The organism is Kineosporia rhizophila (assembly GCF_021277265.1).
Classification (GTDB): Bacteria; Actinomycetota; Actinomycetes; order Actinomycetales; family Kineosporiaceae; genus Kineosporia; species Kineosporia rhizophila.
In genome coordinates this window covers 174,242-193,195 of sequence record NZ_JAJSOH010000001.1, presented here as the reverse complement: position 1 = coordinate 193,195, position 18,954 = coordinate 174,242, and the positions used below count along the sequence as shown (strand labels likewise).

General features: G+C 70.6%; 13 protein-coding genes and 1 pseudogene. 9 read left to right on the top strand and 5 right to left on the bottom strand.

Annotated elements, in window-relative coordinates; translation table 11 throughout:
* Positions 1-14: 14 nt before the first annotated feature.
* Complete coding sequence (locus LWF15_RS00805) at positions 15-746, bottom strand: response regulator transcription factor (RefSeq protein WP_269809404.1); 732 nt, start codon at positions 744-746, stop codon at positions 15-17.
* A 222-nt stretch (positions 747-968) separates the two neighbouring features.
* Between LWF15_RS00805 and LWF15_RS00800 the strand changes: the two genes are divergently transcribed.
* The 5 genes from LWF15_RS00800 to LWF15_RS00780 are packed head-to-tail and all read left to right on the top strand — an operon-like array spanning position 969 to position 5,537.
* Complete coding sequence (locus tag LWF15_RS00800) at positions 969-2,402, top strand: efflux RND transporter periplasmic adaptor subunit (RefSeq protein WP_232808357.1); 1,434 nt, start codon at positions 969-971, stop codon at positions 2,400-2,402.
* Positions 2,399-3,160 (top strand): ABC transporter ATP-binding protein, encoded by a 762-nt coding sequence (locus LWF15_RS00795; protein WP_232808356.1) that lies wholly within the window; start codon positions 2,399-2,401, stop codon positions 3,158-3,160. The genes LWF15_RS00800 and LWF15_RS00795 overlap by 4 nt, the downstream gene beginning before the upstream one ends.
* Positions 3,157-4,443: an ABC transporter permease gene (locus LWF15_RS00790; protein WP_232808355.1), complete on the top strand. Its 1,287-nt coding sequence runs from the start codon at positions 3,157-3,159 to the stop codon at positions 4,441-4,443. The genes LWF15_RS00795 and LWF15_RS00790 overlap by 4 nt, the downstream gene beginning before the upstream one ends.
* 32 nt (positions 4,444-4,475) lie before the next feature.
* Positions 4,476-5,075: a DUF5666 domain-containing protein gene (locus tag LWF15_RS37215; protein WP_232808354.1), complete on the top strand. Its 600-nt coding sequence runs from the start codon at positions 4,476-4,478 to the stop codon at positions 5,073-5,075.
* 36 nt (positions 5,076-5,111) lie between these two features.
* Positions 5,112-5,537: a hypothetical protein gene (locus LWF15_RS00780; RefSeq protein WP_232808353.1), complete on the top strand. Its 426-nt coding sequence runs from the start codon at positions 5,112-5,114 to the stop codon at positions 5,535-5,537.
* A 49-nt stretch (positions 5,538-5,586) separates the two neighbouring features.
* On the opposite strand, the gene LWF15_RS00775 is transcribed toward LWF15_RS00780, so the two are convergent.
* The gene (locus LWF15_RS00775) at positions 5,587-6,027 is read right to left on the bottom strand and encodes a hypothetical protein (RefSeq protein ID WP_232808352.1); all 441 of its coding nucleotides are present in this window, start codon (positions 6,025-6,027) and stop codon (positions 5,587-5,589) included.
* A 243-nt stretch (positions 6,028-6,270) separates the two neighbouring features.
* Here LWF15_RS00775 and serA point away from each other — a divergent pair, with 243 nt between their 5' ends.
* Entirely contained in the window at positions 6,271-7,509 is a 1,239-nt protein-coding gene (serA, locus tag LWF15_RS00770; protein WP_232808351.1) for a phosphoglycerate dehydrogenase, read from the top strand.
* Between the two features lie 25 nt (positions 7,510-7,534).
* On the opposite strand, the gene LWF15_RS00765 is transcribed toward serA, so the two are convergent.
* Entirely contained in the window at positions 7,535-8,911 is a 1,377-nt protein-coding gene (locus tag LWF15_RS00765) for a cryptochrome/photolyase family protein (protein ID WP_232808350.1), read from the bottom strand.
* Positions 8,912-9,169: 258 nt separating this feature from the next.
* Here LWF15_RS00765 and LWF15_RS00760 point away from each other — a divergent pair, with 258 nt between their 5' ends.
* Positions 9,170-10,495: a mechanosensitive ion channel family protein gene (locus tag LWF15_RS00760; RefSeq protein WP_232808349.1), complete on the top strand. Its 1,326-nt coding sequence runs from the start codon at positions 9,170-9,172 to the stop codon at positions 10,493-10,495.
* Between the two features lie 18 nt (positions 10,496-10,513).
* On the opposite strand, the gene LWF15_RS00755 is transcribed toward LWF15_RS00760, so the two are convergent.
* Positions 10,514-12,928, bottom strand: coding sequence for an MFS transporter (locus LWF15_RS00755; protein WP_232808348.1), 2,415 nt, complete (start codon positions 12,926-12,928; stop codon positions 10,514-10,516).
* Positions 12,929-13,376: 448 nt separating this feature from the next.
* On the opposite strand from LWF15_RS00755, the pseudogene LWF15_RS38040 reads away from it, so the two are divergent.
* Together LWF15_RS38040 and LWF15_RS00750 are read left to right on the top strand one after the other, a co-directional pair.
* Positions 13,377-13,655, top strand: a pseudogene (locus LWF15_RS38040) (AfsR/SARP family transcriptional regulator); the annotation flags it as partial.
* Positions 13,656-13,667: 12 nt separating this feature from the next.
* The gene (locus tag LWF15_RS00750; protein ID WP_232808347.1) at positions 13,668-17,429 is read left to right on the top strand and encodes a BTAD domain-containing putative transcriptional regulator; all 3,762 of its coding nucleotides are present in this window, start codon (positions 13,668-13,670) and stop codon (positions 17,427-17,429) included.
* A gap of 9 nt (positions 17,430-17,438) precedes the next feature.
* Here LWF15_RS00750 and LWF15_RS37210 read toward each other — a convergent pair whose 3' ends face one another.
* Complete coding sequence (locus LWF15_RS37210) at positions 17,439-18,947, bottom strand: ATP-binding protein (protein ID WP_232808346.1); 1,509 nt, start codon at positions 18,945-18,947, stop codon at positions 17,439-17,441.
* Between the last annotated feature and the right edge of the window lie 7 nt (positions 18,948-18,954).

The window sequence follows — 18,954 nt, the reverse complement described above, 5'->3', positions numbered from 1 at the left end:
GAGGGTGGATCGGATCAGGCCGCCGCGGGTTTGAGCACGTAGCCCGCACCCCGCACCGTGTGGATCATCGGGGTCCGGCCCCGGTCGATCTTCTTGCGCAGGTACGAGATGTACAGCTCGACCACGTTCGCCTGACCGCCGAAGTCGTAGTTCCAGACCCGGTCGAGGATCTGGGCCTTGCTCAGCACCCGGCGCGGGTTGCGCATCAGGTACCGCAGCAGCTCGAACTCGGTGGCGGTCAGCTTGACCACCGCACCGTCCCGGGTGACCTCGTGGCTGTCCTCGTCGAGAATCAGGTCTCCGACCGTCAACTGGGCCTCCGGGGGCTGGGCGGCCAGGCTGGTGCGGCGGATCAGCCCGCGCAGCCGGGCGACCACCTCTTCCAGGCTGAACGGCTTGGTCACGTAGTCGTCGCCACCGGCGGTGATGCCGGCGATCCGGTCCTCCACCGAGTCGCGGGCGGTCAGGAAGAGGACCGGGATGTCGCGGTCGTCCTCCCGCAGACGGCGCAGGACACCGAGGCCGTCGATGTCGGGAAGCATGACGTCGAGGACGACGGCGTCGGGGCGCCAGTCGCGGGCCTCCTTGACGGCGGTGTTGCCGTCGGGGGCGGAACGGACCTGCCAGCCCTCGTAGCGCAGGGCCATGGTGAGCAGGTCGGTGAGGGTTCGTTCGTCGTCCACCACCAGCACGCGAACGGGCGCGCCGTTGGGGTGGCGTAGGGGGGCGGTCGTCACAGGGTTCAACCTGACCGCCGAACCTGAACCTCAGCCCGAGCGTCTCTGTGAAAACCCTGTGAACGGGCCCGGCATCTCCGCGTTTGCCCTGATCAGCACGGGCGGCGCCGGTGCATAGCCAATTCAAAGCCGCGCCACAGCGCAGGCGCAGCGGCCTCCGGGACTGTGTGGCGTCCGCTGAACCCCCCGAAGGAGACCGGCGTTGAGAACCAGCTATCGGAGGACCGCGCGGTGACCGACCGTACCCCACGCACCCTCTTGCGCAACCACTGGCTGAACCTGAGCCTGCTGGTGATCCTCGTCGTGATCGTGGTGATCGCGTACCTCACCGTCGGCAAGTCCGACGCCAGCACCGCCACCGCCGCGCGCACCGCGACGGTCAGCACCGGCTCGGTGACCGCGACCGTCAGCGGCTCGGGCAACCTGGCCAGCTCACGCAGCTCCTCGCTCTCCTTCGGGGCCTCCGGCACGGTGACCGCGGTCAAGGTCAAGGTCGGCGACAAGGTCAAGAAGAACCAGATCCTGGCCACCGTGGACACCGCCTCGGCCGAGCGTGAGCTGGCCTCCGCCCGCGCCTCCCTGGCCTCGGCCAAGGCCTCCTCAGAGGAACTCACCGAGGGGCAGAGCAGCGCCGAGAAGGAGGTCGACACGCTGGCCCTGGAGTCCGCGCAGGACAGCGTCGACTCCGCCCAGGACGCGGTGGACGAGGCCAAGGAGCAGCTCGCCGACGACCGGGCCGCCGACGCGCCCAAGGCCACGATCACCAAGGACAAGGAGACGCTGAAGCAGGCGCGCTCCCAGCTCACCTCGGCCAAGTCGCAGCTGGCCCAGCAGAAGGTGCAGGTGGAGTCGAACCAGGAGGGCGCCACCGACGCCGAGATCGCCGAGGCCGAGGTCAAGATCGCCTCGGCCGAGGTCAGTGTGCAGGACGCCGAGGACGCCCTGGCCGACACCAAGCTGCGGGCCCCCTTCGCCGGCACGGTGCTCACCGTCGCCGGGGAGGTCGGCGACAGCGTGAGCGCCGGTTCTTCGAGCTCTTCCACGGACTCCGCCACCTCCGAGACCGCGACCGACAGCGGTAGTGGCACCGAGACGTCCTCAAGCAGTGGCTCTTCCAGCGCCTTCATCACCATGGCGAGCACCAGCACGCTGTCGGTGACGGCCAGCATCGCCGAGGCCGACATCGGCTCGGTGAAGACCGGCCAGGAGGCCGAGATCACCCTCTCGGCCTCCGACGAGACGATGACCGGCACGGTCAGCGAGATCTCGCCGGAGGGCACCACCAGCAGCAACGTGGTGCAGTACGAGGTGACGATCGCGGTCGCCGACCCGATCGACTCGGCCCGCCTGGGGGCCTCGGTGAGCGTGGTGATCACCACCGGCTCGGCCGAGAACGTCCTGGTGCTGCAGTCTTCGGCGATCACCACCACCGGCAGCCGGAGCACGGTGAGCCTGCTCAAGGACGGGGTGGCGACCACCACCGAGGTCGAGGTGGGCCTGGTCGGGTCGAGCACCACCGAGATCAAGAGCGGCCTGGCGGCCGGCGACGAGGTGGAGATCCCCACCACCAGCTCCGAGGACTCCACCAGCAGCGGGGTTCCCGGCTTCGGCGGGGGCGGTGGCTTCGGTGGCGGCATGCCCGGTGGTGGCGGGGGCCGGCAGTGACGGTCACCGCGGCGGCCGGGGCAGACTCCCGGACCGGGACCCGGCCGGTCATCGAGGTGCGTTCCCTGCGCAAGACCTACGGGCTGGAAGACACCACGGTGCACGCCCTGGACGGCGTGGACCTGGTGGTCGAGCGCGGTGACTACGTGGCCATCATGGGTGCCTCGGGTTCGGGCAAGTCGACCCTGATGAACATCATCGGCTGCCTCGACGTGCCCTCGGCCGGGCAGTACCTCCTGGACGGCGTGGACACCCGGCGTCTGGACGAGCGGCGCCAGGCGCTGGTGCGAAACCGAAAGATCGGCTTCATCTTCCAGTCGTTCAACTTGATCGCCCGCACCACCGCGCAGGCCAATGTCGAGCTGCCGATGGCCTATTCGGGGGTGAAGGCGGCCGAGCGCCGGGAACGGGCCCAGGCCGCACTGGAACGGGTCGGGCTGGGGGAGCGCCGGGGGCACATTCCCTCGCAGCTCTCCGGCGGGCAGCAGCAGCGCGTGGCCGTGGCCCGGGCGATCGTCACCAACCCGGTGCTGCTGCTGGCCGACGAGCCGACCGGGGCCCTGGACAGCCGCAGCACCGCCGACATCCTCGACCTGTTCGACGAGCTCAGCCTGGCCGGGCGCACCCTGTGCGTGATCACCCACGAGGACGAGGTGGCGGCGCGGGCCAAGCGGGTGATCCGGCTACGGGACGGCCGGGTCGTGATGGACGAGCGGGTCACCGCCATCGACGGCCCGCCGCCGGGAGTTTCGCGATGAGCCGCTTCGCCGAGGCCGGCCGCTTCGCCGTGCGGGGTGTGCTGGGCAACAAGATGCGCTCGGCCCTGACCACACTGGGCATCCTGATCGGGGTGACCGCCGTGATCATCCTGGTCTCGGTCGGAACCGGTTCTTCGGCAGCGGTTTCCGAGCAGATCTCGTCACTCGGTTCGAACACCCTGACGGTGAGCAGCAGCCAGGGTGGCGGAGGCGGGCGAGGCGGCGGCGGAGGTGGCGGATTCCCGGGCATGGGCGGTGGTGGCGGGGGAACCGTCGACACCGGAACCCAGACCCGGCTGGCCGAACTCACCGTGGACGACGCCGGTTCGCTGCTCGACGACGAACTCGCCCCCGACGTCAAGGCGGTCGCACCGACCGTCGCCGCCAGCTCGGTCACCGCCACCTACACCGGTGCCAGCCACGACGTCTCCACCTTCACCGGAACCACGCCCAGCTACCTGGCGATCAACGACTGGACGGTGGCGCAGGGCTCGGTGTTCTCCGACGCCGACTACACCTCCCGCGAGCGGGTGGCCCTGGTCGGCTCGACCGTGGCCGAGGAACTGGCCGGCGGTGACGGCAGCGATCTGCTGGATCAGACCGTGCAGTTCAACGGGGTCGAGTACAGCGTGGTCGGCATCCTGACCAGCAAGGGCACCAGCGGCAACCAGGACCAGGACGACGTGGTGATCGCCCCGCTGACCGCGGTGCAGGACACGCTGACTGGGTACGGATCGGTGGATTCGATCACGGTGCAGGCCACTTCGGCCGACACCGTGGACGCCGCCCAGGCCGAGATCGAGGACATTCTCAACTCCCGGCACAAAACCACCTCGGCCGACGCCGATTTCAGCGTCTCCAACGCCTCCAGCTTCCTGGAGGCCGCGACCAGCACCACCGACACGCTGACCGTGCTGCTCGGCGCCGTGGCCGCGATCTCGCTGCTGGTCGGCGGGATCGGCGTCATGAACATCATGCTGGTCACGGTGACCGAGCGGACCCGGGAGATCGGGATCCGCAAGGCCATCGGGGCGCAGCGGTTCGACATCGTCAGCCAGTTCCTGATCGAGGCGGTCCTGCTGTCGGTGTTCGGCGGCCTGATGGGCGTGCTGATCGGCGTGGTCGGCAGCCAGTTCACCATCGTCGGGGTGGAACCGGTGATCGAGCCCTACTCGGTCGTGCTCGCCTTCGGCGTCTCGGTGCTGATCGGGCTGTTCTTCGGCCTCTACCCGGCGAACCGGGCCGCCTCGCTGCGCCCGATCGACGCCCTCCGCTACGAGTGAGCCACCCTCCAGTGCCTAAGGATCCGATCGCCGTGAAACCCGCCCACCCCGAGACCGACGCCGCTGCCACCGCCCCGGCCGGGATCGACCTGGCCGCCGTGCAGCCCGACGACCTCGACCTGCTGGCCGAGAACGGCCGCAAGGTGACCAGACTGACGGTCTTCCTGATGGCGGCCGTCCTCGCCGCCCTGGCCTTCGTGGGCGGGGTGGTCGTCCAGAAGCAGTTCGGAACCTCCGGCGGCGCAAGCGCTATGGGTGGTATGCCCAGCGGGATGGCCGGTGGTATGGGTGGTGGCATGGGTGGCAGTATGCCCGGAGGCGGCTACGGGGGTGGCGGTTTCGGGGGCGCCGCGGCGGGAGGTGCCAATTCCCAACAAAGGACGGGTGGGGGCGCCGAAAGCGCCTCGGCCACTCCGGTTGTGGTCGGGACCGTGACGAAGGTTTCGGGCCGCACCCTCACCGTCAAGAACTTCGCCGGCAAGTCGGTGACCGTCAAGGTCCCGGCCGGCACCACCGTTTCGGACTCTTCCGACTCGGCGCTGAGCGGCCTGGCCAAGGGCGTCTCGGTCTCGGTGGTGGGCGAGAAGGCGTCCGACGGAACCGTGACCGCCACCAGCATCACCGCCAGCTGACCTACCTACTTCCGCACAACCGCAAGGAGTCCGTACATGACCCGATCGCTCACCGCCCTGACCCTGGCCTCGGCCCTGGCCATCACTCTCACCGCCTGCGGCGGCGGTGACTCCGACTCGGCCGGGTCGACCGAGGCCACCAGCACGGCCAGCGCCTCCGCGGCGGCCGGACCGGGCGGCGGCAACAACGGCCAGTTCCAGCAGATCCAGGAATGCCTGACCGCCGCCGGCATCGAAGTGCCCGACATGGGCGAGCGCCCCACCGACATGCCCACCGACATGCCCAGCAACCGGCCCACGGACATGCCCAGCGGGATGCCCTCGGGTGCGCCCGGCGGCGGTGGAGGCGGCGGGGGGATGGGCCAGATCCTTCAGGACGAGGACGCCCAGGCCGCCCTGAAGGCCTGCGGCCTGGAGGTGCCGACCGGCCGGCCCACCGCGTCGGCCACGGCCAGCAGCTGAACCGGCGCGGGCCCTCGTCCGACCGCCGGAAGAGGGCCCGCGACCGTTCTTAGACCGAGGTGTCGAAGAGCAGCCCGTCCTGGCTCACCGAGGCCACCGTGGTGGCGTTCACCCCCGCCTGCTCGGCCAGGTCGGCCAGGGTGCTGCCGTTCTGCAGGTTCGCCTGCAACGTCTCGGTGTCGGTGTCGAGCAGGGAGCTCAGTGAGTTCAGCGTGTCCTGCTGCTCCTGGGTGAGCGAACCGCTGAGCACCCCGGTGGCGTTGTCCGGATTGGGCGGGGCCGGCTCGGGGGTGCGCTCGTCCCGGCGCTCGCGGAACTGCACGGCCTGCAGGTCGGAGGGGGTGCGGGCGTTCTGGGGGGACAGGCCGGCCGGGTTCAGGGAACGGCCGGAGGCGGCGTCGTAGTCGGCCCCGGTGGTCGCCGCGCCCGGCTGCCCCACCGCGTAGGGGCTCAGGTTGTAGGCCGTGCTGCTGATCGTGGAAATCGACATCGTTCTGCGGCTCTCCCTCCGGCGCGACCTGGATCGGCACACGCGCTGGGAATGATGTCGGCCGTTCGTACGGCATCTACAGGGATTACTGCGAGCTCACAGGTTCTTGTCATGACAGCAGCGTCGCGAAACCAGAAGACAGACTCCGGCCCGTCGGGAGTAGAGTTCTAGAGCGCACGAAACATGCTCGTAGCATCTACCGAGCGCTACGTCCGTCCTCGAACCGACCTACAGCTTGTGAGCGTGACTGCAGTGAGCATCAAGAACCCTCCCGCCACCGGGCTCCGCGTCCTGCTGCTGGAGAACATCCACCCGGATGCCGTGGCCGCGTTCGAGGCGGTCGGGGCCGAGGTCGTCTCGGTCACTGGCGCCCTGGACGAGGACGAGCTGATCGAGCAGGCCGCCGGCGTGCACGTGCTCGGGATCCGGTCCAAGACCAACGTCACCGAGCGCGCCCTGGCCGAGCTGCCCGACCTGCTGGCGATCGGCGCCTTCTGCATCGGCACCAACCAGATCGACGTGGCCGCGGCCCAGGCCCGGGGCGTCGCCGTGTTCAACGCCCCCTTCTCCAACACCCGCAGCGTGGTCGAGCTGGCCCTGGCCGAGATCATCGCGATGACCCGGCGGCTGACCGAGAAGGACCGCGGGATGCACGAGGGCATCTGGGACAAGTCGGCCACCGGCCTGCACGAGGTGCGAGGGCGCAAGCTCGGCATCGTCGGCTACGGCAACATCGGCACCCAGCTGTCGGTGCTGGCCGAGAACCTGGGCATGCAGGTGCTGTTCTACGACACCGCCGACCGCCTCCCGCTGGGCACCGCCAAGCCGGTCACCAGCCTGGAGTCGCTGCTCTCCCAGGTCGACGTGGTCACCCTGCACGTCGACGGCCGCCGGGGCAACGCCGACTTCTTCGGTGACGAGCAGTTCGCCCTGATGAAGCCGGGCAGCCTGTTCCTCAACCTCTCGCGTGGGTTCGTGGTCGACCAGGAGGCGCTGCGCCGTCGCCTGGAGAGCGGTCACCTGGCCGGCGCGGCGATCGACGTGTTCCCGGAGGAGCCGAAGGCTCGCGGCGACAAGTTCGTCTCCCCGCTGCAGGGCATGCCGAACGTCATCCTGACCCCGCACATCGGTGGTTCCACCGAAGAGGCCCAGCAGGACATCGGCCGGTTCGTGGCCGGCAAGCTGCGCGACTACACGCTGTTCGGCAGCACGGCGCTGAGCATCAACTTCCCGCAGCTGGCCACCCCCGAGGCCGAGGGCACCCGCCTGGTGCACATCCACCGCAACACCCCGGGCGTGCTGGCCGCGATCAACAGCGTGCTGGCCGAAGAGAAGGTCAACATCGACGGTCAGACCCTGGGCACCCGCGGCGAGGTGGGCTACGTGATCACCGACATCGGCGCCCGCCCCACCGAGCAGGTGCTGAACGCGCTGCGCAAGCTGCCTGACACCATCCGCGTGCGCGAGCTGCAGCTCTCCTAGTCGCTGAGGGCAGCGAGCCTTTCCCCTACCGCTTACCCCGGGCGGCGAGGAAACGCTCGTTGCCCTCACGTACGTCCACAATCGGTTCTGGGTAGTTCAACTGCTTGCGGACGTCGGTGGGCAGCTTCCAGGGGGCGTGCACCTTGGCTCCGGGAACGTCGGACAGCTCCGGCACGTAGCGGCGCACGAAGTCGCCGTTCGGGTCGTAACGCTCGGCCTGCGAACTGACGCTCAGGATCCGGTTGAACCGGGAGTCCGTGCCCGTCCCGGCCACCCACTGCCAGTTCATCGTGTTGTTGGCGGTGTCGCCGTCGATCAGGTGGTCGACGAAGAACTGGGCTCCCCAACGCCAGTCCAGGTACAGGGTCTTGCACAGGAAGTGGCCCACCACCAGGCGTCCCCGGTTGTGCATCCACCCCTCGTCGACGAGTTGGCGCATACAGGCGTCGACCAGGGGCCACCCGGTACGGCCTTCTTTCCAGGCCTTGAACTCACGCTCCGCGTCCTTACCCCGGCGCCACCGGTCGTTGCGGGGCCGTAGATCGACCTGGGTGGACTTGGGGTTGGCGGCCAGCACCTGGGCGTGGAAGTCGCGCCAGGCCATCTGGCGGGTGAACGCCGGGGCCATGTCCCACGCCTTCGTGACCACCTCCAGCGGGGAGAGGCAGCCGAAGTGCAGGTAGGGCGAGATCCGGCTGGTGCGGTCGCCGGCCATGTCGTCGTGGTCGTCCGCGTAGCCCTCGGCCCGCTGCTCCAGCCAGGTCCTGAACAGCTTGCGCCCGGCCGTCTCGCCTCCGGCCGACATGTGCGGCGCCGTCTCACCCGAGCTGATCTCGTTCGCCGTCGGGACCTTCCCGGTCTCGATCCCGGCGGGCAGCGCGAGCTTGCGGGGCGGGCTCAGCGGAGTACGCCGGGGCTCCTTCTCCCACTTGCGGTGGTAGGGCGAGAACACTGACATGTGGGTCTTGCCCACGGCCGTGATCTGCCCCGGGGGCACCACGAACAGCGAATCGTCGTGCACGTGCAGCTCGCAGTCCAGCTCGTCCAGGGCCTCGCGCAACGCGTCCTCCCGACGGTGGGAGAAGCCGCTGGCGTCGCCGGCCATGTGCACGGCCGAGGCCTTCACGGTCTGGACCAGCTCGGCCACCTCGGCCGCCACCTCGCCCCGGCGGACCACCAGGCCGGCGCCGCGCTTCTCGAGCGCGGCGGCGAGGTCGGCCAGGCTCTCGGCCAGGAACTTCGCGCGGTTGGGCCGGTTGTACGAGCCCTTGAGGATCTTCGGGTCGAGGACGAACAGCGGCACCACCTGCCCCTCCTGGGTGGCATGGTGCAGGGCCGGGTTGTCGTGCACCCGCAGGTCCCGGGTGAACAGGACGACGGACGTGCGGGGCGCGTTGATCACGTCGCCCTTTCTATCCCGCACAAGAGTGACTCGCCTCTCAGCGCGACGCTGCGACCTGCGCGTTTCTTCCGGGGAGGGCTCAGCGAGGGAATGTCGGGCCGCACGGGACGGATGGGCTGGATAACGTCGTCGTTCAACTCCGGACGGGCTGTGACGACGGCGCCGGCCCCTGCATCGACGCCCGGAGCCCGAGAACCCGAAACGACCTGACCTGATCCGTGCCCCCATTGGTGGAGCGTGGGAAGGGAAAGGAGCTCAGTGGACCTCGACCTCTGGACCAGCCTTCTCCTCGCGGTGGCGATCGCCATCGCAGCCGGGCTGGTCGCCTGGACCATCGCCGGACTCGCGGTACGTCTGGCCAACCGTGCCGACGCGGGCTCGGTCCTCACGATCAACCGGTTGTGCCGTCGGCCGGTGATCCTCACCGTGGCGATGATCGCGCTGCAGGTTGCCGTGCAGGCCCTGCCCAGCGTCCCCGGCCCGTTCACCCGGGCCGCCGGCATCGCCGTCATCCTCTCCGCCTGCTGGCTCATCGTGCGAGCGCTGCTGGCGGGGGAGGAGATCCTGTTCTGGCGGCTGCGGATGGACGTGGCCGACAACCGCCGGGTCCGCCGGGCCCGCACCCAGATCACCCTGGTCCGCCGGGTGCTCGGGGTGGTCGTGATCGTGCTCGGCCTGGCCGCCGTGCTGATGTCGTTCCCGCAGCTGCGCACCTTCGGCGCCTCGCTGCTGGCCTCGGCCGGGGTGGCGGGCATCATCGCCGGTCTGGCCGCGCAGACCACGCTGGGCAACATGTTCGCCGGCCTGCAGCTGGCCTTCACCGACGCGGTGCGCATCGACGACGTGGTCGTGGTGGAGGGCGAGTGGGGCTGGATCGAGGAGATCACCCTGACCTATGTGGTCGTGCACCTCTGGGACGAGCGCCGGCTGGTGCTGCCGACCAGCTACTTCGTGACCACGCCGTTCCAGAACTGGACCCGCAACCAGGCCCGGATCCTGGGCTCGGTGATGCTGTACCTCGACTACGCCACCCCGCTGACCGAGCTGCGTGAGCACGCCCGTCAGGTGATCGACGCCAACCCGCTCTGGGACCGGCAGGCCTGGGTGCTGCAGGTGGTCGACACCACCGAGACGACGATGCTGGTGCGCGTGCTGGCCTCGGCGAACGACGGCCCGAGCGCCTGGGACCTGCGCTGCGACATCCGCGAGTCGCTGCTGACCTGGCTGCAGACCCACCACCCGCAGTCGCTGCCGGTGCAGCGCAACATCGGGGTGCCCGGTGAGCTGGGCTTCCGCGACGGGGTGGTCAGTGCCGAGGAGGCCGGGCTGGACGACTCGGACGGCTTCGGCTCCGGCTCTGCCCGGAACGGCTCGCGCAGGCCGGCCGCCCGCCCGCCGAGGGCCCGGAATCATGCCCCGGTCACGCCGGATCCGGAGACGGCGCACCTGGACCTGCAGATGCCCAACCACGCCGAGGAGTACGACGACGAGGACGCTGCTCCGCTGGACCCGCGCGGTCGGCCGAGCGGTGACGGTGGTGGTGGCGCCAGCGCCTCTGCCGGTGCCGCGCTGGGGCAGCGGTAGGCGATCAGGTGGCCGGGCTCAGCGGTGGCAGTGTCGCCCCCGCAGCCCCGACCCAGCGTGCTGCAGCCCGGGGAGCAGCAGTATCCCCAGCGCGCCGACCAGGCCGGAGCCGGCGATCACGGTCGACGGGGCGAGCCACTGCGCCGCCGCCCCGGCCACCAGGATCGCCAGGCTCTGGCCGCCGTACAGCCCAGCGATCGCGATTCCGAACGCCCGGGTACGTACCTCGGCCGGCACGTGCGAGGCGAACTGGGTGTTGGCCACCACCTGGAAGGCCTGCCCCAGCCCGCACAGCACGAACAAGGCCAGGCTGATCGTCAGCCCGGGGCGCAGCGCCACGATCAGCAGGGGGAGCGTGCCCACCAGGGCCAGCGGATACATCAGGCGTGCGGCTGTGCTGGGGGCGGCGAACCGGCCGATCGCCAGCCCCCCGATCACGCTGCCGGCCGCCGCTGCGGCCATGATCAGCCCCACCGCGCTGGAGCTGTGCCCCAGCTCGGCCGCGTAGGCCACGGCAATCGCCTCGGGGACGATCGCGTACGCCGCCCCGACGATGCCCAGGAGCAGGGGGAACCAGATCTGCTGGTCGCCGCGCACCACCTGGGCGCCGGCGATCATGTCGCTCCAGATCGAAGTGCCTGAAGACGTTTGTGCTCGCCGACGCTGTCGGGCCACGGCGGCCCGGCGGCCCCGGTGGCGCAGTTGGGACGGGCTGAACCTGGCGGCGCGCACGGCGACGCGGCGGCGGGTGCTCGTGGTGCCGCCGGTGGGCTGGAACTGCTCGTTGCTTTCCAGTTCGGGCTGGCGGCGGCTGCGTCGCTTGCCCTGCCGTCGACCGGTCTGGCGGCCATCGCTGCGGCGGTTCTTGGGGCGCTGATCGGTGCTGCGCTTTTCAGCGGCGCGTCGACCGGTGGGGGATTGGCCGGAGGTGCCCAGACCGGAAAGCAGTTCGTCGGCCAAGGGCCGGACGGGCTGCTGATCGGAGGTGTAATCCTCGGCGAGATGGGCCGGGTTGGCCAGGCCGTCCGGGCGCTGGCCGGCGGGCTGCTGATCGGTCACGTGCTGGTCGGCCGTGTACTCATCGATGCGGTGCGGGCCGGTCGGAGGTTGTTCGATCGGGTGCTGGTCGGCCAGGTCCTGCCCGCCGACGTGATGCAGGTCGGCTGGGTGCTGTCCGGCCTCGTGCTGTCCGGCCTCGTGCGGGGCGACCGGGTGTTGGTCGGCCGGACGCCAGCGGCGGTCCTCTTCGCCCTGCCCCCGCGGGCCCGGAACCCTCCGGGTCACGGCCTGGCGGTGCAGCCCATCCTCCGCCGGAACCGCCGCATTGCCTCGAGCGGTATGCGGCTCAGCCCAAGTCCCGGCTGCCGCCTCATCGAACTGGTGGTGCTGATCGCCCTTCCCACCCAGCCGTTGCCCCGGCACGACCGGTACCACCGGCGCCCGCCGCGGCCGGTAAGGCGACTGATCCGCCTTCTCGGTTCCCCCTACCGTTCCCGGCTGGCCCCCCTCGGCCGCGACCACTCGTCCTTCGTCGTTTCCTTCCCCCGAACCAAAGGCGACCTGCCCATCGTCCTCGCGCTCGGCGTCTTCAAGCTTCTCGCCCTTGGCGTTCGGCGCCGCCCTGTGCACCAGGCCCGCCCGGAGCAACAGGGCCGAGGCCAGGAAGGTCAGGCAGTTCAACGCGAGTACGCCGGGGGCGCTGATGGCCAGCACCAGCGCGCCCCCCGCTGCGAAACCGCACAACTGGGCGATCTGGTGCACTGCCTGCCGCAGCGACATGCCTACGGGGTAGCGGTTGCCGGTGAGGATCTGGGCCAGCAGGGCAGAGCGGGCGGCGTCGAACGGGGGCGCGAGCATCGCCGACAGGAAGACCAGAGCGGCCACCACGAGCGGCGCGAATCCGGCCAGGGCGGCGACGGCGATGAGCAGTGCGCGGGCCAGGTCGCAGGCCACCATGACCGAACGCCCCGGAAAGCGCTCGGCCCAGGCCGCGAGCAGTGGACCCCCGAGCAGCCAGGGCACATAGGCGGTGGCATAGCCGGCGGCGGCGAGCAGTGGCGAGCCGCTGTCCTGGTAGAGCATGACGGCGACGGCCACGGCGGCCACCTGGTCGCCGATCAGGGAGAGCAGGTCCGCGGCGAAGACCGCGCGGAACTCCCGCACTCCGAACACGTCTCGGTATCCGGCCGGCCGATCGGCCGATTCCTCAGGCGCTGAGGCGGCGCTGATCGCCTGCCCCGCCGGACCTTCGGGAACGTCGGGCACGCCGGCCCCGCCCGCACCGTCGGCCCCTGTGAAAACATCGTCGGGGCTCGGAACCTCGGGCCCGCTCGCGGTGTTCACCGCGCGGGCGTCACGGCCGGCTTCCCCTGGGCCGCCTGGTTCATCGAGCTCGCCGAGCATGATCGGTGGATCTGCCTGCTGCGTCGACACGCGTTGTCGTCTCCCCCATCAACCCCGCCGACCTTGCCCACGGTGCTCCCGGTGCCGCCCTCACAGCTCCGGAGCCCCTTCCTGGTGTACGTGTTACAGATGTTGCTGGTGCTGCTGGTGTTTCTCGGGTCAAAACCGCGACCGGCCCCCATGCCGTCAGGCTGGGGGCAGTACGCGTGAATCTTGATCGCACCTCGTCGCCGGCAAGACTTGCGGATCCACCGGCCGGTGCGCAATGGCCTGCTCAGAAGCTCAGCCCCAGGTCTGACCGCGCACAGTGCACCTCCCACCAGGTCGTCCTGCCCCGGGAGCGCCCCGGGGCTTCGATGACGACAAATCTGCTGGGAAGGTCCGACAAGCCACTTAATGACTACTGAACGACCTGGTAGAACGCATGAACACGGCCAATGACGGAGCATCGGGCGGCAGTTGCGCATAGGTTCAGCACGTGGCGCACGCATCTCGATCGGACGCAGGCGACCGGATCCGCATCCTCGGTCCCGTGGAGATCGTGCGGGCGGGCAGGCCGATCTCGGCCGGCAGTCCTCGCCAGCGCGCTCTGCTCGCATTGCTCGCCCTCTCGGTGGGGGTCGCCGTTCCGCCGTCCCGGCTGGTCGATCTGCTCTGGGGCGACGCTCCGCCCCCCTCTGCGGGAAACACCGTGCAGGTCTATGTTTCGCGGCTCCGGCGTCTCCTCGTCGCCCCCGGTGAGCTGCCAGCATTACGTACGGTATCCGGAATGTATCTCCTTGACCTGCCTCCGGAGGCGATCGACTCGCGCCGGTTCGAGGAGGCCAGCGAGTCGGGACGGGCGCGGCTGGCGGCGGGCGACCCGGTGGGCGCGGCTCACGAATTGCGTTCTGCTCTGCAGTTGTGGCGTGGTTCGGCCCTTCCGGACCTGGCCGCCGTGCCCGGCGCGCTGGCCTCGGTGGCTCGCCTGCAGTCGCTGCGGCTTTCCACCCTGGCCGACCGGATCGACGCGGAATCCCTGCTGGGGCGCCATTCCCGGCTGATTCCGGAGCTGCAGGACCTGGTGCGCAAGCATCCGCTGAACGAGCGTTTCGTGGGTCAGTTGATGACGTCGCTGTACTGGGAAGGCCGTCAGGCCGAGGCTCTGGCCGCGTACGCGGCGGCGGCCGACCGCCTGGGTGACGAGCTCGGCATCGATCCGTGTCCGGCTCTGCGGGATCTGCACGGCCGGCTGCTGCGTCAGGAGGTCGGGCCGGTCGCCACCGAGTTCGCTGAGTTCATCGAGTCCGCCGAGGGCGTTCACAAAACCGATTCTGCGTCGGGGATTTCCGGGGATCTGCGGCTTGTCCAGCTGATGCGCGCCCACACGCTCTCCGCGATGTCCCGCTCGGCGGGTGACCCCGAGCGTCCCGGGCTGGAAACCGATTTCAATTCACGGACGTCGGTGGCCTCGGTCGCGCTGTCGGGCGGGGGAGCGGGGGTGGCCGGCGGGGTAGTGGGACCGCGCGTGGCCCGTGAAGGGATGGGAGCGGGAAGGGCTTCCCTGATGCCGGGATCGGGGGCGACAGGTGTTGAAGTTTCCGGTGGGGTGATTCATCCGGGGGTGGCGGCCGTACCTGGAGTGCTTCATGGAGTGGTGGGGTCGCGAGCGCTCGCTGGGGCGGAAGATGCGCTCACGGGTGGCGCGACGGGTGTTGCCCGGGGCACGACCGCAGTAGATGGAGCCGGGCCGGATGGGGCCGTGGTGTACGGCGCCCGAGCGGTGCCCAGTTGTCTCGTGGGGCCTGGTGCGGCTGAGGGGAGGCCGGTCGGTCTAGTAGGGATCGCAGCAGGGGGCGCGGCTGGGCCAGGTGTGAGCGGGGTTGGGAGTTCCGGGCGGATTCCTGGACAACGCTCGGGTGAGGCGGTGGGGTCTGGCGGGGGTTTTGCTGGGCTGCCGCACCAGGCTCGGGTGGCTCCGGTCGCCCTTCGTCCAGACCCGCCGAGCGGCTTGCCCGTACCTCCCGCTGCGCTGCCCGGTCCTCCCGTAGTGCCGGGGAGTCCAGCGAGCGCCCGGCTGCCGATGCAGACCACGCCGCTCTCCCCGTCGCTGGAACCGGTTGTGCCGCAGCCTTCCACGCTCTCCGTGGAGCACTGCGCCCCGATACTGCCGGGGGTACCCGAGACCGGCCCGATCCCGTCGATCGGGACCAAGCGAACGGCGTTTGGCGCGGCCTACGGCGCGGGAACGGTCGGGCGGACGGGGGAGCTGGGCGCGGCGCTGGAGTTGCTGCGCCGTCCAGACGTCCGGTTGGTGACGGTGGTGGGGCCGGGCGGGGCAGGCAAGACCCGGCTGGCTGCGCAGATCGTGACCCGTCGGCTGGCGGAGGCGGGGCGGGAGGTGGCGGCCACCCGGGTTCTGGTGGTTCCGCTGGGAGGCACTCCGGCCGCAGACAATGCCGGGGCCGAGCCGGGCGCGGGCCTGGCGGCGCGGCTGCGGCGCATCCTGGGCGTAGTGCCGGACACGCCGGGCGAGGCTCCGATCGACACGGTGTGCCGAGCGCTCGCGGCGATCCCCTGCCTGCTCGTGCTGGACGACCTGGATGCCGACGACGTCGAGGCCGAGCCGATGGCCACGGTGACGGCGCTGATCGCCAGGGTCGGCGGGCTGCGGGTGCTGGCCACCGCGCGGCGGGCCTTGGGGGTGCCGGGCGAGCAGGTCATCGGTCTCGTGCCGCTGGCCATGCCGTGGGCCTTCTCGGGGGCCGGCGACGTACAGACCGTGCGCTCGGCCGAGGCGGTGCGGCTGTTCCGCGAGCGAGCCCGCGCGGTGCTGCCCGCCTTCGAGGTCACCGAGCAGAACGCCGCGGCCGTCGGGGAACTGTGCCGGGCGCTCGACGGTCTGCCACTGGCTCTGGAACTGGCGGCCGCGCGCACCCGCAGCCATGATCCGGAGGGCATCGGCCGCGATCTGAACAGCGCGACGGCGGCCCGGCGGCCCGGGGCGATGCTCGAGGCCGTGCTGGAATGGACGGTGAACCTGCTCGAAGACACCGAGAAGCTGGTGCTGAGCCAACTCTCGGTCTTCGTCGGGGGGGCCACCCTGGACGCGGCCGAGCGGGTCTGCGGTCCGGTTCCCGGGCCCGGCCAGGTGATCGACGTGATCGGCCGGCTGGCCGACAAGAATCTGCTGCTGATCGACGAGACCGGCCGCCTGGGTCTGCTCGCGCCGGTGCGTGAGCACGCCCGGCGCCTGCTCGCGGCCGATCCGGAAGAGGAGGCAGCGTGTGCCGACCGCCACGCAGCCTACTTCGCGGAGTTCGCCGACGCTCTGCCGCCGCTGACCGACCGCTGGCTCGACCCGTCCGAAAACACCGATCTGAGAACCACTCCCAACGCCAAGGCGAGTGCCGTCGGGCAACTCGGCGGACGCGCGGCCGAGTACGACAACCTGTCCGCGGCTGCCGCGCACGCAGAAGGGCGCGACGGTGAGGTTTTCGCCCGGCTGGTAGCGGCGTTGCTCGACCAGGGCCTGAGCACCGGCCGCTGGGAACTCGGTGACGCCCCGGCCTGGCTCGCCCGCGCCCAGGCCCAGCGGCCCACCGCCCGCACCGGAGCCCGGCTGCTGCTGGCCGCGGGAGCGTTGGCCCTGTTCGGCGGAAACCCGCTCGCCGCAGCGGAGATCCTGGCCCAGATCCCGGCCGGAGCCACCTCCGGCGAAGCGGGGGCGGTGGTCGCGATCCGGGTGGCGCTGATGCGGGCCGTCGCGGCTCGTTCGCTGGGCCGGTGTGAAGAGGCGCTGGCCGAGGCGGAAGGGGCGCTGGAAAGGGTGCGGGCGCTCCGGCGTCCCCCCGAAACTCTCTGGCACGCAGTGCTGAACGTGCTGGCCGACGTGCTGGACGATCTGAGTCGCACGGCCGTGTCCATCGGTCACTGGCAGCGCAGCCGGCATCGGGCGGCGGCCGGTGGTGACCCGACGCGCCTGGCCTACCCGCTGGCCAAACTGGCCCTGGCCGCGCAGGACCGGGGAGAAGACGCGCTGGCCCGGGTGCTGATCGGGCAGGCCCGCTCGGCGGCCACCAGCGGCGGACGGGCGATCCGCTCCGGCGTCGCCGTGGCCGACGGGCTGCTCGAGCTACGCCACGGCAACCATCAGGCCGCTCTCACCTCGCTGCGCCAGGCACTACGAGAGGCTCACGCCGGCGGGAAGTTCTTCACGCTGCCGCGGATCGTGGCACTGCTCGGGGTGGCGCACTGGCCGCACGACCCGCACCGGGCTGCGGCTCTGCTCGCGGTCTCGGCCAGTTGGGGCGCCCAGCGTTCGATCGTGGTCACCGGCCGCCGGGAACGAGAACTGATCAGCGCCGCCGAGTCGGCGCTGGAGCAGGCCGGCCGCACCGACGAGAGCATCCGCCGGGCGGCCGCCCGGGGAGCGGCCGTGCCGTTCGGATCGCTGATCGGGGTGCTGCGGCTCGACCCGGAGAGTTCCGGGCCCGAAAGCCCGCCCGAACTGATCGATCTCACCGGTGCCGACCCGATCGTCCATGTGTAGCGACCGGACCTACTCGCTGACCTCGGCCACCTCGGCCGGTGCCGGTGCGGTCAGCGGCAGCCGGACCTCGAAGGCGGCACCCGCTCCGGGACTGCTCTTCACCCGGATGTCGCCCCCGTGCCGGTTGACCACGATCCGCCAGACGATGTCCAGACCGAGCCCGGTGCCCTTGCCGATCGGCTTGGTCGTGTAGAACGGCTCGAAGATCCGCCGCTGCACGTCCGGGGTCATGCCCGGGCCGGTGTCCCGGATCGTGATCAGCGCGAAGTCTCCGTCGGCGCGGGTGCTGATGCTCAGCGTGCCCGGGCCCGCCTCGTTGTCGCACTTCATCGCGTGCACGGCGTTGTCGAGCAGGTTGGTCCAGACCTGGTTCAGCTCGGCCGGGTAGGCCGGGATCCGCGGCAGCGTCTTGTCGTAGTCCTTCTCCAGGGTCAGGCCCTCACGGACCTTGGCCCCGAGCATCACCAGCGTGCTGTTCAGGCCCTCGTGGATGTCGACCTGCTGGTACTCGGCGCGGTCCATCTGGGAGTACTGCTTGGCCGCGTTGATCAGCGTGGCGATCCGCTCGGTGGCGTCCTCGATCTCGGCCATCAGCTGCTCGTTCTCGAGCGCGTAGGTGATCCACTTCAGGCCGGCCTCGAGGTGCGTCTGCGGGATCGAGTCGGCCACCCCCTGCAGCCACTCCAGGTCGAGACCGGCGCCCACCCAGACCGGCGCGAGCTGCCAGCCGGAGGAGATGCCGTGCTCGTCGCACCAGTCGCTGAACTCGTCCTCGAGGTCGTTCTCCTGCATCGGCGTCAGGTGCTTGTTCTTGCCGGCCTTGGCCTTGGCCGACTGCTCGATCGCGTCCTCCTGCAGACCGGCCAGCTTCACCAGGGTGTCCGGGTCGACCTTGCCGGAGGCCAGGTGGGCGAGCTTGCCGCGCATCGCCGCCACCCGCTCGCGCAGCGTGGCGGTGGCCCGGACGGCGGCCGAGGCCGGGTTGTTCAGCTCGTGGGTGAGCCCGGCGGTGAGCCGGCCGAGGGCGGTCAGGCGCTCCCGCTGGCCGACCACCGCCTCGGAGTTGCGCATCCCGGTGAACAGGCCGTCCAGCAGGTGGATGGCCATCGGGAACCATTCCTTGAGCACGTCGGCCAGTTCCTCACCGGGGATCCGGAAGAAGACCGACTCCTCGAGGGTGCGCATCGAGCCGCCGTAGAACGGGCTCTTCGTGACCTCCCGGGCCGAGGTGAGCCAGGCCCAGGTGGCGCCGCTGTAGACGCCCGGCCGGCCGGTGCGGGAGACCTCGACCTCGTGGTCGCCGACCTGCTTCAGCATCACCTGGCGGCCCTCGACCAGCATGTAGAAGCAGGTCGCGGGCTCGTCGGCGCTGTAGACGGTGGCGCCCGCCGGATAGCGCACGACCTCGCCGTGCTCGGACATCCAGCGCAGCTGCTCGTCGTTCAGCTTCTCGAACAGGAAGAAGCGCGACAGCTCAGCGGGAGTGAGCCGCTCCATCGGTTGCTCCGTGGTGGTCACCCGTTCT

Coding starts and splice junctions, on each gene's coding strand:
- LWF15_RS00775 (WP_232808352.1), bottom strand. CDS start 6,027: ATGTCGATTTCCACGATCAGCAGCACGGCCTACAACCTGAGCCCCTAC.
- LWF15_RS00750 (WP_232808347.1), top strand. CDS start 13,668: ATGTATCTCCTTGACCTGCCTCCGGAGGCGATCGACTCGCGCCGGTTC.
- LWF15_RS00780 (WP_232808353.1), top strand. CDS start 5,112: ATGACCCGATCGCTCACCGCCCTGACCCTGGCCTCGGCCCTGGCCATC.
- LWF15_RS00790 (WP_232808355.1), top strand. CDS start 3,157: ATGAGCCGCTTCGCCGAGGCCGGCCGCTTCGCCGTGCGGGGTGTGCTG.